Annotated in this window: 19 protein-coding genes; 2 read left to right on the forward strand and 17 right to left on the reverse strand. The window is 59.0% G+C overall.

Going from position 1 to position 17,969, the window contains the following annotated elements; all coding sequences use genetic code 11:
* Positions 1-6: 6 nt before the first annotated feature.
* The 3 genes from actP to acs all read right to left on the reverse strand — a co-directional run bounded on the left by actP (position 7) and on the right by acs (position 4,062).
* A complete protein-coding gene (actP, locus tag MOQ06_RS00845) occupies positions 7-1,656 on the reverse strand; it encodes a cation/acetate symporter ActP (RefSeq protein WP_148422179.1) in 1,650 nt (549 codons plus the stop codon).
* Positions 1,653-1,967, reverse strand: coding sequence for a DUF485 domain-containing protein (locus tag MOQ06_RS00850; protein WP_003860260.1), 315 nt, complete (start codon positions 1,965-1,967; stop codon positions 1,653-1,655). Before MOQ06_RS00850 ends, actP begins: the two co-directional genes overlap by 4 nt.
* 136 nt (positions 1,968-2,103) lie before the next feature.
* A complete protein-coding gene (gene acs / locus MOQ06_RS00855; RefSeq protein WP_242169978.1) occupies positions 2,104-4,062 on the reverse strand; it encodes an acetate--CoA ligase in 1,959 nt (652 codons plus the stop codon).
* A gap of 423 nt (positions 4,063-4,485) precedes the next feature.
* Between acs and gltP the strand changes: the two genes are divergently transcribed.
* Positions 4,486-5,799, forward strand: coding sequence for a glutamate/aspartate:proton symporter GltP (gltP, locus tag MOQ06_RS00860; protein WP_148422177.1), 1,314 nt, complete (start codon positions 4,486-4,488; stop codon positions 5,797-5,799).
* Positions 5,800-5,852: 53 nt separating this feature from the next.
* Here the strand turns inward: gltP and MOQ06_RS00865 are convergent, their stop codons facing one another.
* From MOQ06_RS00865 to fdhF, 3 genes are all read right to left on the reverse strand, one after another.
* Positions 5,853-6,527 (reverse strand): tetratricopeptide repeat protein, encoded by a 675-nt coding sequence (locus tag MOQ06_RS00865; protein ID WP_193356743.1) that lies wholly within the window; start codon positions 6,525-6,527, stop codon positions 5,853-5,855.
* A gap of 121 nt (positions 6,528-6,648) precedes the next feature.
* Entirely contained in the window at positions 6,649-6,801 is a 153-nt protein-coding gene (locus MOQ06_RS00870; RefSeq protein ID WP_148422173.1) for a Hok/Gef family protein, read from the reverse strand.
* A gap of 320 nt (positions 6,802-7,121) precedes the next feature.
* A complete protein-coding gene (gene fdhF, locus MOQ06_RS00875) occupies positions 7,122-9,269 on the reverse strand; it encodes a formate dehydrogenase subunit alpha (RefSeq protein ID WP_242169980.1) in 2,148 nt (715 codons plus the stop codon).
* Positions 9,270-9,561: 292 nt separating this feature from the next.
* On the opposite strand from fdhF, the gene yjdP reads away from it, so the two are divergent.
* On the forward strand, positions 9,562-9,885 hold the full coding sequence (gene yjdP / locus MOQ06_RS00880; RefSeq protein ID WP_148422169.1) for a DDRRRQL repeat protein YjdP: 324 nt from the start codon (positions 9,562-9,564) through the stop codon (positions 9,883-9,885).
* Between the two features lie 40 nt (positions 9,886-9,925).
* Here the strand turns inward: yjdP and phnP are convergent, their stop codons facing one another.
* From phnP to phnF, 11 genes are read right to left on the reverse strand one after another with little or no spacing between them, the layout of a single operon-like run.
* A complete protein-coding gene (phnP, locus tag MOQ06_RS00885) occupies positions 9,926-10,684 on the reverse strand; it encodes a phosphonate metabolism protein PhnP (RefSeq protein WP_148422167.1) in 759 nt (252 codons plus the stop codon).
* A 9-nt stretch (positions 10,685-10,693) separates the two neighbouring features.
* Entirely contained in the window at positions 10,694-11,128 is a 435-nt protein-coding gene (gene phnO, locus MOQ06_RS00890; protein ID WP_148422165.1) for an aminoalkylphosphonate N-acetyltransferase, read from the reverse strand.
* A complete protein-coding gene (gene phnN / locus MOQ06_RS00895) occupies positions 11,121-11,672 on the reverse strand; it encodes a ribose 1,5-bisphosphokinase (RefSeq protein ID WP_242169984.1) in 552 nt (183 codons plus the stop codon). The genes phnO and phnN overlap by 8 nt, the downstream gene beginning before the upstream one ends.
* Complete coding sequence (gene phnM, locus MOQ06_RS00900; protein WP_242169986.1) at positions 11,669-12,805, reverse strand: alpha-D-ribose 1-methylphosphonate 5-triphosphate diphosphatase; 1,137 nt, start codon at positions 12,803-12,805, stop codon at positions 11,669-11,671. Before phnM ends, phnN begins: the two co-directional genes overlap by 4 nt.
* Positions 12,802-13,482 (reverse strand): phosphonate C-P lyase system protein PhnL, encoded by a 681-nt coding sequence (phnL, locus tag MOQ06_RS00905; protein ID WP_242173189.1) that lies wholly within the window; start codon positions 13,480-13,482, stop codon positions 12,802-12,804. The genes phnM and phnL overlap by 4 nt, the downstream gene beginning before the upstream one ends.
* A gap of 56 nt (positions 13,483-13,538) precedes the next feature.
* Positions 13,539-14,294, reverse strand: a complete 756-nt coding sequence (gene phnK, locus MOQ06_RS00910; RefSeq protein ID WP_148422159.1) for a phosphonate C-P lyase system protein PhnK — start codon at positions 14,292-14,294, stop codon at positions 13,539-13,541.
* Positions 14,291-15,136 carry an alpha-D-ribose 1-methylphosphonate 5-phosphate C-P-lyase PhnJ gene (gene phnJ / locus MOQ06_RS00915; protein ID WP_242169989.1) on the reverse strand — a complete coding sequence of 282 codons (846 nt, stop codon included), beginning with the start codon at positions 15,134-15,136 and terminating at the stop codon, positions 14,291-14,293. Before phnJ ends, phnK begins: the two co-directional genes overlap by 4 nt.
* Positions 15,129-16,193 carry a carbon-phosphorus lyase complex subunit PhnI gene (locus tag MOQ06_RS00920; RefSeq protein ID WP_242169991.1) on the reverse strand — a complete coding sequence of 355 codons (1,065 nt, stop codon included), beginning with the start codon at positions 16,191-16,193 and terminating at the stop codon, positions 15,129-15,131. Before MOQ06_RS00920 ends, phnJ begins: the two co-directional genes overlap by 8 nt.
* Positions 16,193-16,777, reverse strand: coding sequence for a phosphonate C-P lyase system protein PhnH (gene phnH, locus MOQ06_RS00925; protein ID WP_148422154.1), 585 nt, complete (start codon positions 16,775-16,777; stop codon positions 16,193-16,195). The genes MOQ06_RS00920 and phnH overlap by 1 nt, the downstream gene beginning before the upstream one ends.
* Positions 16,774-17,226, reverse strand: a complete 453-nt coding sequence (phnG, locus tag MOQ06_RS00930) for a phosphonate C-P lyase system protein PhnG (RefSeq protein WP_242169994.1) — start codon at positions 17,224-17,226, stop codon at positions 16,774-16,776. Before phnG ends, phnH begins: the two co-directional genes overlap by 4 nt.
* Complete coding sequence (gene phnF, locus MOQ06_RS00935; RefSeq protein WP_242169997.1) at positions 17,227-17,952, reverse strand: phosphonate metabolism transcriptional regulator PhnF; 726 nt, start codon at positions 17,950-17,952, stop codon at positions 17,227-17,229.
* Positions 17,953-17,969: the final 17 nt, after the last annotated feature.

Below are 17,969 nucleotides of genomic sequence, written 5' to 3' on the forward strand. Positions count from 1 at the left end.
TAAGGCTTAGTGCGCGCGGCCCTGCTCAACGCCCAGGCCGGTTTGCGAGCGGATAAACTGGGCGCGGAATTTCTCACGCTCCAGGTTACCCTCCGGTGAATTATCGGTAGCCGAGAAGAACCAGATCCCGATAAACGCCACGGCAATGGAGAACAGCGCCGGGTATTCATACGGGAAGATCGCGCTTTCGTGACCGAGGATCTGCACCCAGATGGTCGGGCCGAGGATCATCAAAATCACCGCCGTCAGCAGCCCCAGCCAGCCGCCAATCATTGCCCCTCGGGTGGTCAGTTTTGACCAGTACATGGAGAGCAGAATGATCGGGAAGTTACAGCTTGCGGCAATCGAGAAGGCCAGCCCCACCATAAAGGCGATGTTCTGCTTCTCAAACAGAATGCCCAGCAGGATCGCCACCACGCCCAGCACCAGCACGGTGATTTTGGAGACCTTCAGCTCATCGCGCTCGCTTGCGCCTTTACGGAAGACGTTGGCGTAAAGGTCGTGGGATACCGCAGACGCGCCAGCCAGCGTCAGCCCTGCAACCACCGCGAGGATGGTGGCGAAGGCCACGGCAGAGATAAAGCCGAGGAACAGGTTACCGCCCACCGCGTCGGCCAGATGCACCGCCGCCATGTTGTTACCGCCGATCAGCGCACCCGCCGCATCCTTAAACGCCGGGTTTGCACCCACCAGCATGATCGCGCCGAAGCCGATGATAAAGGTCAGGATGTAGAAATAACCCATAAAGCCGGTGGCGTAGAACACGCTCTTACGCGCCTCACGCGCGTCTGATACCGTGAAGAAGCGCATCAGGATATGCGGCAGGCCTGCGGTACCGAACATCAGGCCGAGACCGAGAGAGAGCGCGGATATCGGATCTTTCACCAGCCCGCCCGGGCTCATGATCGCTTCCCCTTTCGGGTGCACCGCCATCGCTTCGGTAAACAGATTATTGAAGCTGAAGCCCACGTGCTTCATCACCATAAAGGCCATGAAGCTCGCGCCGAATAGCAGCAGCACGGCTTTGATGATCTGCACCCAGGTGGTGGCGAGCATGCCGCCGAACAGGACGTACATCACCATCAGCACGCCAACCAGCACCACCGCGACGTGGTAGTTCAGGCCAAACAGCAGCTCGATCAGCTTGCCTGCACCCACCATCTGAGCGATCAGATACAGGGCCACCACCACCAGCGAACCGCAGGCGGAGAGCATGCGGATAGGGCCTTGCTTCAGACGATAGGAGGCCACGTCCGCAAAGGTATAGCGGCCAAGGTTACGCAGGCGCTCGGCAATCAGGAACAGAATGATCGGCCAGCCGACGAGGAATCCGAGGGAGTAGATCAGGCCGTCATAGCCGGAGGTATAGACCAGCGCGGAAATCCCGAGGAAGGAGGCGGCAGACATAAAATCGCCCGCAATCGCCAGCCCGTTCTGGAAGCCGGTAATATTGCCGCCCGCGGTATAGTAATCGTTACGGGAGCGCACGCGCTTTGACGCCCAGTAGGTGATGTACAGCGTCAGCACGACGAAAATCAGGAACATAACAATCGCCTGCCAGTTGGTAGGCTGGCGCTGGACCTCGCCGGTAAGGGCATCTGCCGCGTGGGCTGCAAAGGGAAGTGTGGCGGCAAGCGCCGTCAGGACTCGCTTCATGATGCTTTTACCTCTTGCAGTACCGCTTTATTAAGGCGATCGAATTCGCCGTTCGCGCGCCAGACGTAGACGCCGGTCAGCAGGAATGAAATCACAATAACGCCAATGCCAATCGGGATACCGCGCGTGACGCTGGTTCCGGCGTGCAGCGGCGTGCCGAGCCACTGGGGGGCAAAGGCGATCAGCAGAATAAAGCCGACGTAGATGATCAGCATGATGATGGAAAGCAAGAAGGCAAACCGTTGCCGTTTTTCGACCAGCTCCCTGTAGTGCGCACTATTCTCTATCTGCTGACAAATATCGTTATTCATCACAGAAATCTCCAGAAGTAAGGTTGGTTTGTTTTTAGTCCCCTCTCCCCTTTGGGGAGAGGGTTAGGGTGAGGGGAGGAAGGTGCGGTCTGATGCCCTCACCCCGGCCCTCTCCCACAGGGAGAGGGAGAAAAGATTATGATGGCATTGCGATGGCCTGCTTCTCTTCGAGCAGTTTGTCCACCACGCCAGGGTCGGCAAGCGTCGAGGTGTCGCCGAGGTTACTGGTGTCACCTGCCGCGATTTTGCGCAGGATTCGGCGCATAATTTTGCCGGAACGGGTTTTTGGTAAGGAGTCCGTCCAGTGCAGTACGTCCGGCGTGGCAAGCGGGCCGATCTCTTTACGCACCCAGTTACGCACCTCGGTATACAGCTCTGGCGACGGCTCTTCGCCGTGGTTCAGGGTAACGTAGGCGTAAATCGCCTGGCCCTTAATGTTGTGCGGAATGCCAACAACCGCCGCTTCGGCGATTTTCGGATGTGACACCAGCGCCGATTCAATCTCTGCCGTGCCGAGACGGTGGCCGGAGACGTTAAGCACGTCGTCCACGCGTCCGGTAATCCAGTAATATCCGTCTTCATCACGGCGCGCGCCGTCGCCGCTGAAGTACATGTTTTTAAAGGTGGAGAAGTAGGTCTGTTCGAAGCGCTCATGATCGCCGAACAGGGTACGCGCCTGTCCCGGCCAGGAGTCGACGATCACCAGGTTGCCTTCGGTAGCGCCTTCCTGCGGGTTGCCTTCGTTATCCACCAGCGCAGGCTGCACGCCAAAGAACGGATGGGTGGCGGAGCCGGCTTTCAGCTGCGTGGCGCCGGGCATTGGGGCGATCATAAAGCCACCGGTTTCGGTCTGCCACCAGGTGTCCATCACCGGGCACTTCTCGTTGCCGATTTTCTTCCAGTACCACTCCCAGGCTTCCGGGTTGATAGGCTCGCCTACGGATCCGAGAATACGCAGGGATGAGCGATCGGTGCCTTCGATGGCCTTGTCGCCTTCCGCCATCAGCGCGCGGATGGCCGTCGGCGCGGTGTAGAGAATGTTGACCTGGTGCTTATCCACCACCTGGCACATACGCGCCGGGGTCGGCCAGTTCGGTACGCCTTCAAACATCAGCGTCGTTGCGCCGCAGGCCAGCGGACCGTACAGCAGGTAGCTGTGACCGGTGACCCAGCCCACGTCGGCGGTGCACCAGTAGATGTCGCCCGGATGGTAGTCGAAAACGTATTTAAAGGTCGTGGCCGCGTAAACCAGATAGCCGCCGGTGGTATGGAGGACGCCTTTTGGCTTGCCGGTGGAGCCGGAGGTATAAAGGATAAACAGCGGATCTTCCGCGTTCATCTCTTCCGGCTGGTGCTGGTCGCTGGCGTTTTCAATCAGGTCGCTCCACCACAGGTCGCGCCCCTCGTTCCAGTCGATTTTGCCGCCGGTGCGCTTAAGCACAATGACGTTCGTGACAGATTTTACGCTCGGGTTTTTCAGCGCGTCGTCGACGTTTTTCTTCAGCGGGATACCGCGCCCGGCGCGCACGCCTTCGTCAGCGGTGATCACCAGCTTCGAGTTCGAGTCAACGATGCGTCCGGCAACCGCTTCCGGCGAAAAGCCGCCGAAGATAACGGAGTGGATCGCGCCAATGCGCGCGCAGGCCAGCATCGCCACTGCGGCTTCCGGCACCATTGGCATATAGATAGCCACCACGTCGCCCTTTTTAATGCCCTGGGCCAGCAGGACGTTGGCGAAGCGGCACACGTCGCGGTGCAGTTCTTTATACGAGATATGTTTGCTCTGAGAGGCATCGTCGCCTTCCCAGATAATAGCCGTTTCGTTGCCGCGTTCCGCCAGGTGGCGGTCCAGGCAGTTTGCCGCCAGGTTCAGCGTGCCGTCTTCATACCATTTAATGGAGACGTTGCCCGGCGCGAAGGAGGTGTTCTTTACCTTCTGATAAGGTTTGATCCAGTCGAGGATATGGCCCTGCTCACCCCAGAATGCGTCAGGGCTGGATACGGATTGCTGATATTTCTCGTGGTACTGCTCCGGGTTGATCAGGCAACGGTCCGCAATGTTTGCGGGAATGTCGTGTTTGTGTATTTGGCTCATGGCTTTTTTTCTCCTTGTAAGATGTTAATAATATGTCGCAAAAACGTTAATAGTAGGGGCTTTACAAGCTTTGTTTAGTATTTGGGCGACAGATCACGCAATGTTTGAATAGTATGAAAATTGAGCGAATGAAACTTTGAAGGGAAATAATTCAACTGAAGAATTATTCACTTTTTTGAAGTAAAAATAGTTTGTATAACAAACGGTTATTTATGCGTATTGTTATAAATTACCGTCATTGCCCCTTTTTGCAGTGAAATGCCTTGTTCTTTAAGGCTTGCGCAGCATGCCGTGCAAATGATACTCATACGCCGCGTTAAAAAATCCCATAAACCAACGCAACACAATTCATACCCTTTCAGTATGTCTCCATATTCATGCAGTTTTGATGGTGCGGAGATTTCATTGAGGAAGTCAGTTTCTATGAAAAATTTGAAAGTCAGCCTGGCCTGGCAGATCCTGCTGGCCCTTGTGCTGGGCATCTTGCTGGGCAGTTATCTCCATTATCATAGTGACAGCCGCGAGTGGCTGATTGCGAACCTTCTCTCGCCGGCGGGCGATATCTTTATTCATCTTATCAAGATGATTGTTGTGCCGATTGTGATCTCGACGCTGGTGGTCGGTATTGCCGGAGTGGGTGATGCGAAACAGCTGGGCCGCATCGGTGCAAAAACAATTATCTATTTCGAAGTGATCACTACGGTTGCCATCATTCTCGGCATTACCCTGGCGAACGTGTTCCAGCCAGGTTCCGGGATCGATATGTCGCAGCTGGCGACGGTGGATATTTCGAAATATCAAAGCACCACCGCCGACGTGCAGAGCCATGCGCACGGTCTGATGGGCACGATCCTGTCGCTGGTTCCGACCAACATCGTGGCATCGATGGCGAAGGGCGAGATGCTGCCGATCATCTTCTTCTCGGTTCTCTTCGGTCTGGGGCTCTCTTCACTCCCGGCGACGCACCGTGAACCGCTGGTAACCGTGTTCCGCTCTATCTCTGAAACCATGTTCAAAGTGACCCACATGGTGATGCGCTATGCTCCGGTCGGCGTCTTTGCGCTGATCGCCGTGACCGTGGCGAACTTCGGCTTTGCTTCCCTGTGGCCGCTGGCGAAGCTGGTGATTCTGGTGCACTTCGCGATCCTGTTCTTCGCGCTGGTGGTGCTGGGGATTGTGGCGCGTCTGTGCGGGCTCAGTATCTGGATCCTGATCCGCATTCTGAAAGATGAGCTGATTCTGGCCTACTCCACGGCAAGCTCCGAGAGCGTGCTGCCGCGTATCATTGAGAAGATGGAGGCCTACGGTGCGCCGGCCTCCATTACCAGCTTCGTTGTACCGACCGGTTACTCCTTCAACCTGGATGGTTCAACGCTGTATCAGAGTATTGCGGCAATCTTCATCGCTCAGCTGTACGGCATTGACCTGTCGCTGTGGCAGGAAATCGTGCTGGTGTTGACCCTGATGGTGACCTCAAAGGGTATCGCAGGCGTGCCGGGCGTCTCGTTCGTGGTGCTGCTGGCAACGCTGGGCAGCGTCGGTATTCCGCTGGAAGGCCTGGCGTTTATCGCCGGTGTGGACCGTATCCTCGATATGGCGCGTACCGCGCTGAACGTGGTGGGCAATGCGCTCGCGGTGTTGGTTATCTCCAAGTGGGAACACAAGTTCGACCGTAAAAAAGCGCTCGCGTATGAACGCGACGTGCTGGGCCGTTTTGATAAGACGGCTGACCAGTAATGTAACGTATCCTTCCCTCTCCCCTGTGGGGAGAGGGTCAGGGTGAGGGGGTTCTACTCCCCGCTCAGCGCATCAAACTCCTCGCACCCCGTATCAAACCCCTCGGTACAGCTCAGGTTCAACCAGTAGAGCGCTTTCTGTTTATTCGGCGTGATAAAGCCTTTCTCGCCCTGCCTGAACAGCATTCCTGCCCAGTACTCCGCATAGCCCGTGCGTGACAGGGCTGAACTCCGCTTGAACCACGACGCGGCCTGCACGTCATCCTGCGCCACTTCTACACCGTTGGCATAAATCAGCCCCAGCAGCAGCTGCGCGTCTACCGCCGAGTCGCTATCGATGTCTTCGGTAGCCGTTTGCAGCAGCCTGATGGCCTGTGGGTAATCGGTACTGCCCGCCTGCGTGTTCACCAGCAACCGCGCCAGCATGATTGCGCCGCGTTTGCTGCCGGCAATGTTCGCCTGCTGGGCCAGGGCTTTAGCCTGCGCATAGTCGCCCTGCGTAAAGAGGATTTGCGACAGCAGCGCCATGGCGTCGACGTCGCCGCCCTTTGCCGCTTTTTCTGCCCACCGTGCCGCCTGCGCGCTATCGCCGGAGCTGAACCAGGTGTCAGCGAGATAATACTGCGCGCGCGCATCGCCGGCTTCAGCCTGCTTTTTATACTGGCTGCCAATCTCGTCGGCGTGGGCAAAAGCGGTAAAAAATAACAACAACAAAAAAATGGATTTCATGGATTCTTATCATCTGGGTACATGCCGCGCAGTATAGTCGCGGTGACAGAAGAAAAAAACGGGTGCGTTAAGACCTCAGCATCCTACAAGCCGGGCGGAACCGTCGCTCCGCCCGAAGAGGTTAGCCTGCGTTGCAGGCTAATTTCGCCGCCACCTCCCGATGTTCACCCTTAATTGAAAACTCGCATAGCTTGCCGCGAGTAATAAAGGTAAATACCACTATCGTCAGGCAAATAATAAAGACGATGCCTAACGCAGTTTTTAATGGCGTCATGCCTTTTACTCCTTGTGAAAAATAGAATAAGAGGCTACTCTCAACCTGTTGGTAGTTGAGGGGTAGCCTCGGGTAAATGACGATTTCCCGGGGCTTTCCACCTTCTGTCCCTCAACCATGCTCAAGACAGAAAGCCTTAAGCACCCGCCGCATATCTTATCTGCCTGAATCAAAATGCAAAGATGTAATTCATTTTCTTGTGAATTACATTTTTCTGCGAGACGCCTTCAGGTATATATATTGATATTATTAATAGCAATGCCAGAAATAAAAACGGGGTGAATATTTCACCCCATTTATTTATTGAATAATTAACAGCGTCATCCCATTGCGCTTTCACGCAGGCGGGCTTTCAGCTTGTTATATTCGTCGATCACATACTGTTCCGCAGCGCGCTGATCCGCTATGGGCTCCACGTTTACGGCGCAGTACTTATACTCCGGCGTTTTGGTTATCGGGCTTAAGTTCTCCGTCACCAGTTCGTTACAGGCGCCAATCCACCACTGGTAGGTCATATACACCGCGCCTTTGTTCGGACGGTCACTGACCTGCGCGCGGGTAATGATGCGGCCCTTACGGGAGTTCACCCACACCAGCGCTTCATCCTCAATACCGAGCCGTTCGGCGTCGGCGGTGTTGATTTGCGCGTAGCCCGGTTCGTCCGCCAGCGCCGCCAGCGCGGCACAGTTACCGGTCATCGAACGACAGGAGTAGTGGCCCACTTCGCGCACGGTGGAGAGCACCATCGGATACTCATCGGTGAGTTTATCGATCGGCGCGACCCAGTCGCAGGTGAAGAACTGCGCCAGCCCGTTCGGGGTATCGAATTTCTCCTTAAAGAGATAAGACGTTCCCCGATCGTCCTCCGACTCGTCCCGGCACGGCCACTGGATGTAGCCCAGCTCACCCATTTTTTCATAGGTAGCACCGTAGAAGTCCGGGCACAGATGACGCAGCTCGTCCCAGATCTCCTGGGTATTGTTGTAGTGCATCGGGTAGCCCATGCGGGTGGCGATTTCGCTGATGATTTGCCAGTCGGTTTTCAGATCCCATTTCGGCTCAACCGCCTTAAAGAAGCGCTGGAAGCCGCGGTCTGCCGCCGTATAGACACCTTCATGCTCGCCCCAGGAGGTCGACGGTAAAATCACATCCGCCGCCGCCGCGGTTTTGGTCATAAAGATATCCTGGACGATGACCAGCTCCAGGTCCTCAAAGCCTTTGCGCACCGCGGACAGCTCGGCGTCGGTCTGGAGCGGATCTTCACCCATAATGTACGCCGCACGCACTTCACCATGCGCCGCGCGGTGCGGCAGCTCGCTGATGCGATATCCGGTATGTTCCGGCAGGCTCTCCACGCCCCAGGCCTTCGCAAACTTCTCGCGGTTTTCCGGGAATTTTACGTACTGATAGCCTGGATAAGTATCCGGCAGCGCACCCATATCGCACGCACCCTGCACGTTATTCTGGCCACGCACCGGGTTCACGCCCGTATGCGCTTTACCCAGATTGCCGGTCAGCATGGCGAGGCTGGTCAGCGAGCGCACGGTTTCCACGCCCTGATAGAACTGGGTCACGCCCATACCCCAGAGGATGGCGGCGGTTTTGGCCCCGGCATACATACGTGCCGCCTGGCGGATCTCCTGCGCGCTTACGCCGGTTATCGCTTCCACCGACTCCGGCGTATAGCCTTCGACGATTTTCCGGTACTCCTCAAACCCTTCCGTACGGCTTGCAACAAACGCCTGGTCGTACAGGCTCTCCTCAATAATGACGTGCCCCATCGCATTCAGCAGCGCGATATTCGAGCCGTTTTTCAGTGCGATGTGCATATCGGCAATGCGCGCGGTTTCGATTTTGCGCGGATCGCAGACGATAATTTTCGCCCCGTTCTGTTTGGCGCGAATCACGTGGTTCGCAACGATAGGGTGAGAATCCGCCGGGTTATAGCCAAAGATGAACACCAGATCGGTGTTATCAATCTCATTAATGGCATTACTCATTGCGCCGTTACCGACCGACTGGTGCAGACCTGCAACCGATGGGCCGTGTCAGACGCGAGCGCAGCAGTCAACGTTATTGGTACCAATAACGGCGCGCGCGAATTTTTGCATTACATAGTTGGTTTCATTCCCGGTTCCGCGGGAGGAGCCGGTAGTCTGAATCGCATCCGGACCATACTTGGCCTTAATAGCGCTGAGGCGCGAGGCGACGTAATCCAGCGCCTCATCCCAGGAGACGGCTTCCAGCTTGCCGCCGCGCTCGCGGCGGATCATAGGGGTTTTCAGGCGTGGCGTGAGGATTTGGGTATCGTTAATAAAATCCCAGCCGTAGTATCCTTTCAGGCACAGCGTGCCCTGATTGGTTTTACCCTGCGCCGCTTCCGCCCGGACGATTTTGCCGTTATCGACCACCAGGTGGATCTTGCAACCTGAGGCACAATAAGGGCAAACCGTGACGACTTTTTTCATCACTTTGCTCCAGTTAAACAGTTCTTACCTGCCCATTATGCAGCTTCTATGCCATGTTTTTGTTGTGGGTATTTCCTGACTTTACGACCCTTTGTCGGGCAAAACCCTGACGAAAAACAGGCAATCGTCAAAATTGACGTGTCGAAAGGGCAGGGGGAGGTGACGGGGATTGAATAAACCTTCGGCAAGCCTGAGCGGCGCTGCTCAGGTGATGATAATTTGAGATTCCTCCGCTACACCGGCCAGTAGCCAGTCATTACCTTAAGGCCAGTTCACCTGCGAGTCTGGCCTTATGAAACGTTACTCTACCGCCCTGCTATGGGGTCTGCTGACTTTAACCAGCCAGCTGGCGCATGCCGATGTGATTGATGATGCCATTGGCAATATTCAGCAGGCGATCAACGACGCCTATAACCCCGGCAGCAGCCGTAATGACGATGATGACGATCGTTACGATCGCAGCCGTCAAACCGACAGCCGGCAGTACGACGATCGCCGCCGACAGCTCGAAGACAGGCGCCGCCGCTTAGACGAACGCCAGCGCCAGCTGGATGATGACCGACGTCGGCTAGAAGAGGATGAACGCAGGCTGGAAGAGGATTACGAACGGTGGTAAGGACAGCCTGTTGCCCTCTCCCGCGGGAGAGGGAGATAACCTAATCCAGCACCAATACCATGCCGTCATATCCCGCTTCGATGCCGTCCGGCAGCGGGTTATCCATCATCCACACGTCAAACTGATGGCTGATATGCGTCAGGATCACCTGCGGACAGCCAATCACCTCGTTCAGCGCAATCACGGTGTTTAAATCGCAATGGTTGCGCGGCGTCTCCGGGCGCGGTTCATGGCTACAGTCGATAATCATCGCCTGCGGCTGGTTGTTGAGCAGGAACTTCACCGTTTTATCCGGCAGGCCGGCGGTATCCGAAAGCCACGCCACCCGGCTGTGGGCAGACTCCAGCAGATAACCAAAGGTAAGCTTTGAATGGTTGAGCGGCAGCGGCGTGACCCGTAGACCCTGTAGCTCAAACGTCACAAACGGCTCGACCGTGTGGCTGAAATCCAGTAGGCCAGGATGTTTAAACAGGTCGTCGCAGCCTGCGTCGTCAGGCGGCCCGTAGACCGGGATCGTCGCGCCCACGCCCCAGCGCAGGGGGAACAGCCCCTGAACGTGATCCATATGATAATGGGTAAGCAAAAACTGCTGGAAGCTGCCCGCGGGCCAGTCGTCCATCAGGTGCGGGATCCCCGCGTCAAGCAAGGTGACCGCATCGTTGAACTTAACGGCCGCGCTGCAGGGGCGACGACGATAATTCTCCTGCAAACGCGCCCGGCGGCACGCCGCGCAGTCGCAGCCAAAAACCGGCACCAGCTGCGCGCCTCCGGTACCCGTTAACGCGATCGTCAGACTCATGGCGCACCTCTACAGCGGTTTGGTGAATCGGAAATGGCTTTGCGTGTACCCTTCACGAACGTAAAAACGATGCGCGTCCACGCGCTTCACGCTGGTGGAGAGCTCGGTCAGCTCGGCGCCGGCCTGTCGTGCGAAATCTTCTGCCCAGGCGAGCAGCTGACTGCCCACCTTCAGCCCGCGCGCCTGCGGCATCACGACCAGCTCCTGGATCTCGCCGATCCAGCGGGCGTGGTGCAGGTGAAACTGCATGTGCAGGCCGATCATGCCGATGACCTGCCCGTCCAGCTCGGCAAGCTGGTAGCGCATATTGTGATCCTGAAGGTTGGCAAGAAATCCGGCGTGAAACGCCTGGCGATCGAATTCACACTGCTTAAGCTCGCAGATAAGGGCGTAAACGCTCTGTGCATCCTCGGCCGAGGCGGGGCGAAGCTGGCAGTCAGGCATGCTGTCTCTCCTTCTGGCGGATAAGGGATAGAAAGGTCTCGACTGACTGTAGCAAACTTCCGTCGTTATTGAGGACGTGACACCCGGACGGGGTGTAGCGCGCCGCGCGCGCCAGCCGCTCGTCTATCTCGCGCGCGTTCTCGCGTCCCCGGTTTTGCAGCCTGCTGCGCAAAACGTCCGGAGAAACCTGCAAACAGACCGGCAGCAGCGCCGTTTCGTAACGGGCGCGAGCCTGCGGGAGATGCGCCCGCGAGCCGTTAACCAGCACGTCGAACCCCGCGTGCAGCCAGAGATCGATTTCAATGCCCACGCCGTAATAAAAGCCGTTCGCGTGCCAGCTGAGCGCCAGCAGGTTTTGCCCGGCGCGGGTAAAAAACTCCTGCTCGCTCAGGGCGATATGGTTCTCGCTTCCGGCGTTAGCGGCGCGCGTAATGTAGCGGTGCGCCACCAGCAGCTGTGAATGTTCCCGCTGCCGTAGCGCCGACAGCAGGCTGTCTTTACCGGAGCCGGACGGGCCCATTAACCAGATTAATCTTCCCATCAAAACACCCTTTTTCCCTGACGCCAGACGTGGTCGATATGAACGTGTTCGCCCTTACGGTGGGCCAGCACCAGATCGGCCCGCTTGCCTTCGGCGATTTCCCCGCGATCGTGAAGGTGAAGCGCGGTGGCCGGGTTTTTCGTCACCAGGCTAATCGCCTGCGGCAGGGTGAAGCTGTTCTCCTCGTCGTCCGCCACGCGGAAGGCCGCATCCAGCAGGCTGGCGGGGTAGTAATCGGAAGAGAGGATATCCAGCAGGCCGAGGGAGGCGAGCGAACTTGCCGCCACGTTGCCGGAGTGCGAACCGCCGCGCACGACGTTCGGCGCGCCCATCAGCACATTCATACCGTGCTTACGCGAGGCTTCTGCCGCCTCGAAGGTGGTGGGAAATTCGGCTATGACGCTGCCAAGCTGGTGGGATTCACGCACGTGGTCGTGCGTGGCGTCGTCATGGCTGGCCAGCGCGATGTTGCGGTCACGGCACATTGCGGCAATCGAAAGTCGGTTCGGCTGCGACCACCGCGCCGCAAGCTGAAGCTGCTCCTCTTCGTAGCGCGCCATCTCCGCATCGCTGAGGGCGTATTTGCCCTGATAGTATTCCCGATATTTCTCTATGTTGGCGAACTGGCGCTGCCCCGGCGAGTGATCCATCAGCGAGACCAGCGAGACCGGATCGCGGCCAACCAGTTTTTCAAACAGCGGCAGGGTGGTGTGGTGCGGCAATTCGCAGCGCAGGTGCAGACGGTGCTCGGCGCGGTTGAGGCCGCGTTTTTGCGTCTCTTCTACGGCGTTAATCATCTTCTCCAGATTTTCCAGGCGATCGCCGCCGTCGCGCACGTCGCCAATCGCTACCGCATCCAGTACGGTAGTGATGCCGCTGGCGACCATCAGCGCGTCGTGGCTGCTCATCGCCGAATGGGCGGGCCAGTCCACCTTCGGGCGTGGAGTGAAGAATTTATCGAGATTATCGGTATGCAGTTCGATCAGCCCCGGCAGCAGCCAGCCGCCTTCGCCGTTCATCGCCTCGGGGGAGCGGCTCTGGGTTTCGGCAAACGAGCGGATGACGCCGTCCTGGACATCGACCGAACCCTCCACAACCTCGTTTTCCAGCACCAGCCTGACGTTATTGATAATCATGCGTTTGCCCCCATCGGATGCAGCCTGTCCGCCACGCGGTTGCGTACGGCGTCGTCGTGGAAGATCCCGACGATCGCCGCCCCGCGCGCTTTGGCCTGTTCGATCAGCTCCATCACCGCTGCGCTGTTTTTACCGTCGAGCGAGGCGGTAGGTTCATCCAGCAGTAAAATCGGGTAGTCGACGACAAAGCCGCGCGCGATGTTCACGCGCTGCTGCTCGCCCCCAGAAAAGGTTGACGGGGCGAGGTGCCACAGGCGCTCCGGCACGTTGAGGCGCGCGAGCAGGCCGGACGCTTTGGCGACGCAGGTCTCGCGCGGCACGCCGAGGTCAAGCAGGGGCTGCATCACCACGTCCAGGGCGGAGATCCGCGGGATCACCCGCAGAAACTGGCTGACCCAGCCGATCGTCGAGCGGCGCACTTCCAGCACCTTGCGCGCCGGGGCCTGCACCAGATCGACCCACTCTTCGTTATGGCGTATGCGGATATGGCCTTCGTCCGGCAGATAGTTGGCGTACAGGGAGCGCAGCAGGGTGGATTTGCCGCTGCCGGAGTGGCCGTGCAGCACCACGCATTCGCCCTTGCTGACGTTCAGGGAGGCGTTTTGCAGCACCGGCAGGCGCACGCCGTTTTGCTGATGGAGCACAAAGGTCTTACTGACATTTTCAACGTGAATCATTTTGGCCTCGCGAATCGACTTGCCGGGTAAGCGCAGCGCCACCCGGCGAATGAGCATCAGTTCTGCAAAACAGATGACACCAGCAGCTGGGTATACGGATGATGAGGATCGTCGAGCACGCGGTCGGTTAGCCCACTTTCCACCACCTGGCCCTGCTTCATCACCAGCAGGCGGTCCGCCAGCAGGCGCGCAACGCCCAGATCGTGGGTGACAATCACCACGGCAAGGTTCAGTTCCACCACCAGACCGCGCAGCAGGTCGAGCAGGCGCGCCTGCACCGAGACGTCCAGCCCACCGGTGGGCTCATCCATAAACACCAGCTTCGGATGAGTGACCAGGTTGCGGGCGATCTGTAAACGCTGCTGCATGCCGCCGGAGAAGGTGGTGGGCAGGTCGTCGATGCGCGAGGCGGGGATCTCAACCTCTTCAAGCCAGCGCTGTGCCGTAGCGCGGATGCTGCCGTAGTGGCGCGCGCCGGTGGCCATCAGCCGTTCGCCGATGTTGCCTCCCGCCGATACCTGGCGGCGCAGGCCGTCCATCGGGTGCTGGTGCACCACGCCCCACTCGGTGCGCAGCAGGCGGCGGCGCTCGGCTTCGCTCATGCCGTACAGCGACCTGCCTTCATACAAAATGTCGCCGTTCTGCGGCGTCAGGCGCGCGGAGATAGACTTCAGCAGGGTGGTTTTGCCGGAGCCGGACTCGCCGACAATGCCCAGCACTTCGCCCGGCCACAGCTCAAACGACACGTCGCTGAAGCCTTTTCCCGGCGCATAAAGATGGGTCAGGTTATTAACCGAAAGCAGCGGTTTCATTGGGCGTTCGCCTCGCTCTGTTGGCGGCAGTAATCGGTGTCGGAGCAGACAAACATCCGTTTGCCCGTGTCGTCCAGCACCACTTCATCCAGATAGCTGTGCGTCGAGCCGCAGATGGCGCACGGCTCGTCCCACTCCTGCACCGTAAACGGGTGATCGTCAAAATCCAGGCTTTCGACGCGCGTCCAGGGCGGGACGGCGTAGATGCGTTTTTCGCGCCCGGCGCCAAAGAGCTGCAGGGCGGGCATCATGTCCATCTTCGGGTTATCGAATTTCGGGATCGGCGACGGGTCCATCACGTAGCGACCGTTCACCTTCACCGGATAGGCGTAGGTGGTGGCGATATGGCCGAAGCGGGCGATATCTTCATAGAGCTTGACCTGCATGATCCCGTACTCCTCCAGCGCGTGCATGGTGCGGGTTTCGGTTTCGCGCGGCTCGATAAAGCGCAGCGGCTCCGGAATCGGCACCTGGAAAATCAAAATCTGATCTTCCGCCAGCGGCGTCTCCGGGATGCGGTGCCGGGTCTGGATCAGCGTCGCGTCTTCGGTTTTTTCGGTGGTGTTCACCCCCGTTACGCGCTTAAAGAAGTTGCGGATCGATACGGCGTTGGTGGTGTCGTCCGCGCCCTGGTCGATGACCTTCAGCACGTCCGTCTCGCCAATGACGCTGGCGGTAAGCTGGATGCCGCCCGTCCCCCAGCCGTAGGGCATCGGCATTTCACGGCCGCCGAACGGCACCTGGTAGCCGGGGATCGCGACCGCTTTTAAGATGGCGCGGCGGATCATGCGTTTGGTTTGCTCATCCAGATAGGCAAAGTTGTAGCCGCTTAAGTTAGCCATTGGCGCGCTCCCGTTGCAGGCGTTTCAGCAGTTCCAGTTCGGCCTGGAAATCGACGTAGTGCGGCAGCTTTAGGTGCGAGACAAAGCCCGCGGCCTCGACGTTATCCGCGTGGGCCAGCACGAACTCCTCGTCCTGCGCCGGGCCGGAGACAGGTTCGCCGTAGTCCGGCGCCTGCAGGGCGCGGTCAACCAGCGCCATTGCCATCGCCTTGCGTTCGCCGAGGCCAAACACCAGGCCGTAGCCGCGGGTAAAATGCGGATCTTCATTTTCTGGCGCGACAAAGCCGTTGACCATTTCGCACTCGGTCATCAGCAGTTCGCCGACGTTCACCGCAAAACCAAGCTCTTCCGGCACGATTTCAACGTCGATATAGCCGCTGCGGATCTCCGCCGCGAACGGGTGGTTGCGCCCGTAGCCGCGCTGGGTAGAGTAGGCGAGCGCCAGCAGGTAGCCTTCGTCGCCGCGCATCAGCTGCTGCAGGCGGGACGAGCGCGAGCAGGGGTAAACCGGCGGCGTGCGGGTGATGTCGTCGGGCTGTGCGCCCGTATCTTCTTCCGCCTTCGCCAGCCCCTGGTTTGCCAGCAGGCTGAAGACGTGCGGAGACGGTTCCTGCCCGGCGTCTGACGTGCTGAGCGTTGGGGCTTCGCCGTTCGCCAGCAGGGTAAAGTCCAGCAGGCGGTGGGTATAGTCATAAGTCGGGCCAAGCAGCTGGCCGCCGGGAATATCTTTATAAACGGCAGAAATGCGGCGCTCCAGGCGCATCTCCGCCGTGTTCACCGGCTCGCTGACGGCAAGGCGGGGAACGGTAGTGCGCCAGGCGCGCAGCAGAAAGATGGCTTCGACGTTATCGCCGCTGGCCTGCTTCAGCGCCAGCGCTGCAAGCTCGCGGTCGGCCACGCCGCCTTCGGTCATCACCCGGTCGACGGCCAGGTTAAGCTGCTGCTCAATCTGGGCGACGCTGAGCTCGGGAAGCTGTTCATCACCCCGTCGTCTGTGCTCCTGCAACGCATGGGCGGCGGCGATCGCCTTCTCGCCCCCTTTGACGGCTACGTACATCAGCACACCTCCACGTGTGTGGTCCGCGGGATCGCCAGAAGGCGCTCGCCGCAGGTCAGGATCAGGTCAATGCCCAGCGGGAACGGATGCGGGCGCTCGGTCAGCTCGTGAATAATGCACTCCGGCAGCCGTGGCGCGACCATGCGTTCGTCGGCAATACCTGCACCGGTCAGGCGCAGCATGCGCCCGCCGCTCAGGCTGGAGACCTGCAAAATCAGCGTGGCGCTGGTTTCAGGGGCGACGGCACTGCCTTCGCTCAGGGCATTCAGCTGCTCATGGCTGATTTGCTCGTCGGCCACGGCAAAGACCGCCTGCTGGGGCCAATCGACCAGCGGTGCGCTGGTGTGAAAACGCAGGTTCTGGCTGGCGATATCGTTCAGTAACGCGCCCGACAGCCACACCGGGGTGTCGTTGTCGGCCAGGGTCAGCAGCACGCTGGTGGAGGCGAGGTTCAGCGGCAGCCAGCCCTGCGAAAGCTGGTGCAGCGAAACGATCACCCCGGGCTCGCTCATGGCCTTCAGCAGACGACGAAAACTCTGTTGGGCATCCTGAACGGCAAGGGTAAAAGCAGGTTGAAGCGTCATGCGTTATCTCCGCGAACGAGCGTAAAGAAGTCGACCCGGCTGGTGTTCACCTCGGCCTGACGCGCGGCAATGCGTGCGGCGCGGTCGGCTTCCAGCGGGGCAATAAGGCTTTCCATTAACGTCTGAAAATGCGGCTGTTCCTGTAAAAGCGCGTCGATTACCGCGCAGCGCTCGGCGTGCGGTTTATCGCGGCCGAGCACATAGCTGTAACCCAGCGTGCCGCTGTGCAGGCGGATTGCCGCGCGGGTAAGGGTGGCGTCACCGGCGAAGAAGCGCTCGCCGGTGCCGCCCATGCGCGCCTGAATTTGTACCAGGCCAATTTCCGGCGCGCGAATGGTGTCGTAGTCCGGCGTCAGGCCGAGCGCTTTCATGCGGCTGTGCAGCGCGGCAGGCTGGCTGTGGGCCAGCACGCGCATCCAGCGCTGACGGGTGGCGGTGTCGAAGTGCATTCAGTGCTCCATGGTAAATTCAATCATGTCGGCGCGGGTCAGGCTGACGGAGTATTCCGTTGCGTTGATGTCGCCGTCACGGTGGTTGAGGGTGCGCACGCAGAGCAGCGGGGCCATGTTGGGAATTTCCAGCACCTTGCTCTCTTTCGCCTGCGCGCGGCGGGCGCTGATGCGCGTCTGGGTGCGTTTGAGGGCAATGCCGGCGGCTTCCTGAAGGAAGTCGTGCAGGGAACCGCTGGCAAAATGTTGCAGCACCGGCCAGAGGGTAAGATCCGCGAAGTAGTGGTCGATCTGGCACACCGCTACGCCGTTTACCCGGCGCAACGTGCGCAGATGAACGACGTTGTCGCCCTCCTGGATCCCCAGCGCGTCGGCCACGTGGCTGGAGGCCGGGCGCAGTACCGAGAGCAGCTTTTCGCTGGTGGGATGGCTGCCCTGATCCAGCAGGTTCTGGCTAAAGCGCGCCTGCGCATTGAGCGGATAGTCGAACGGGCGCATCAGCACCAGCACGCCCACGCCCTGGCGACGCTGCACCCAGCCGCGCTCCACCAGCTGGTCGATGGCGCGGCGCAGGGTATGACGATTGACCTCGTAGCGGTCGGCAAGCTGCTGCTCGGCGGGCAGGTAGTCACCGCAGCGGTAGTGCATGCGCAGCTCCACTTCGAGCTTTGCTGCAATCTCTTGCCAGCGGGTGGGGTAACTGGTCGGATGTCTGGATAAGTGCATATAAAACAAAGCCTCGC

The sequence above is a fragment of the Enterobacter sp. I4 genome (genome assembly GCF_022669095.1).
In the GTDB taxonomy this organism is placed as follows: Bacteria; Pseudomonadota; Gammaproteobacteria; order Enterobacterales; family Enterobacteriaceae; genus Enterobacter; species Enterobacter pasteurii.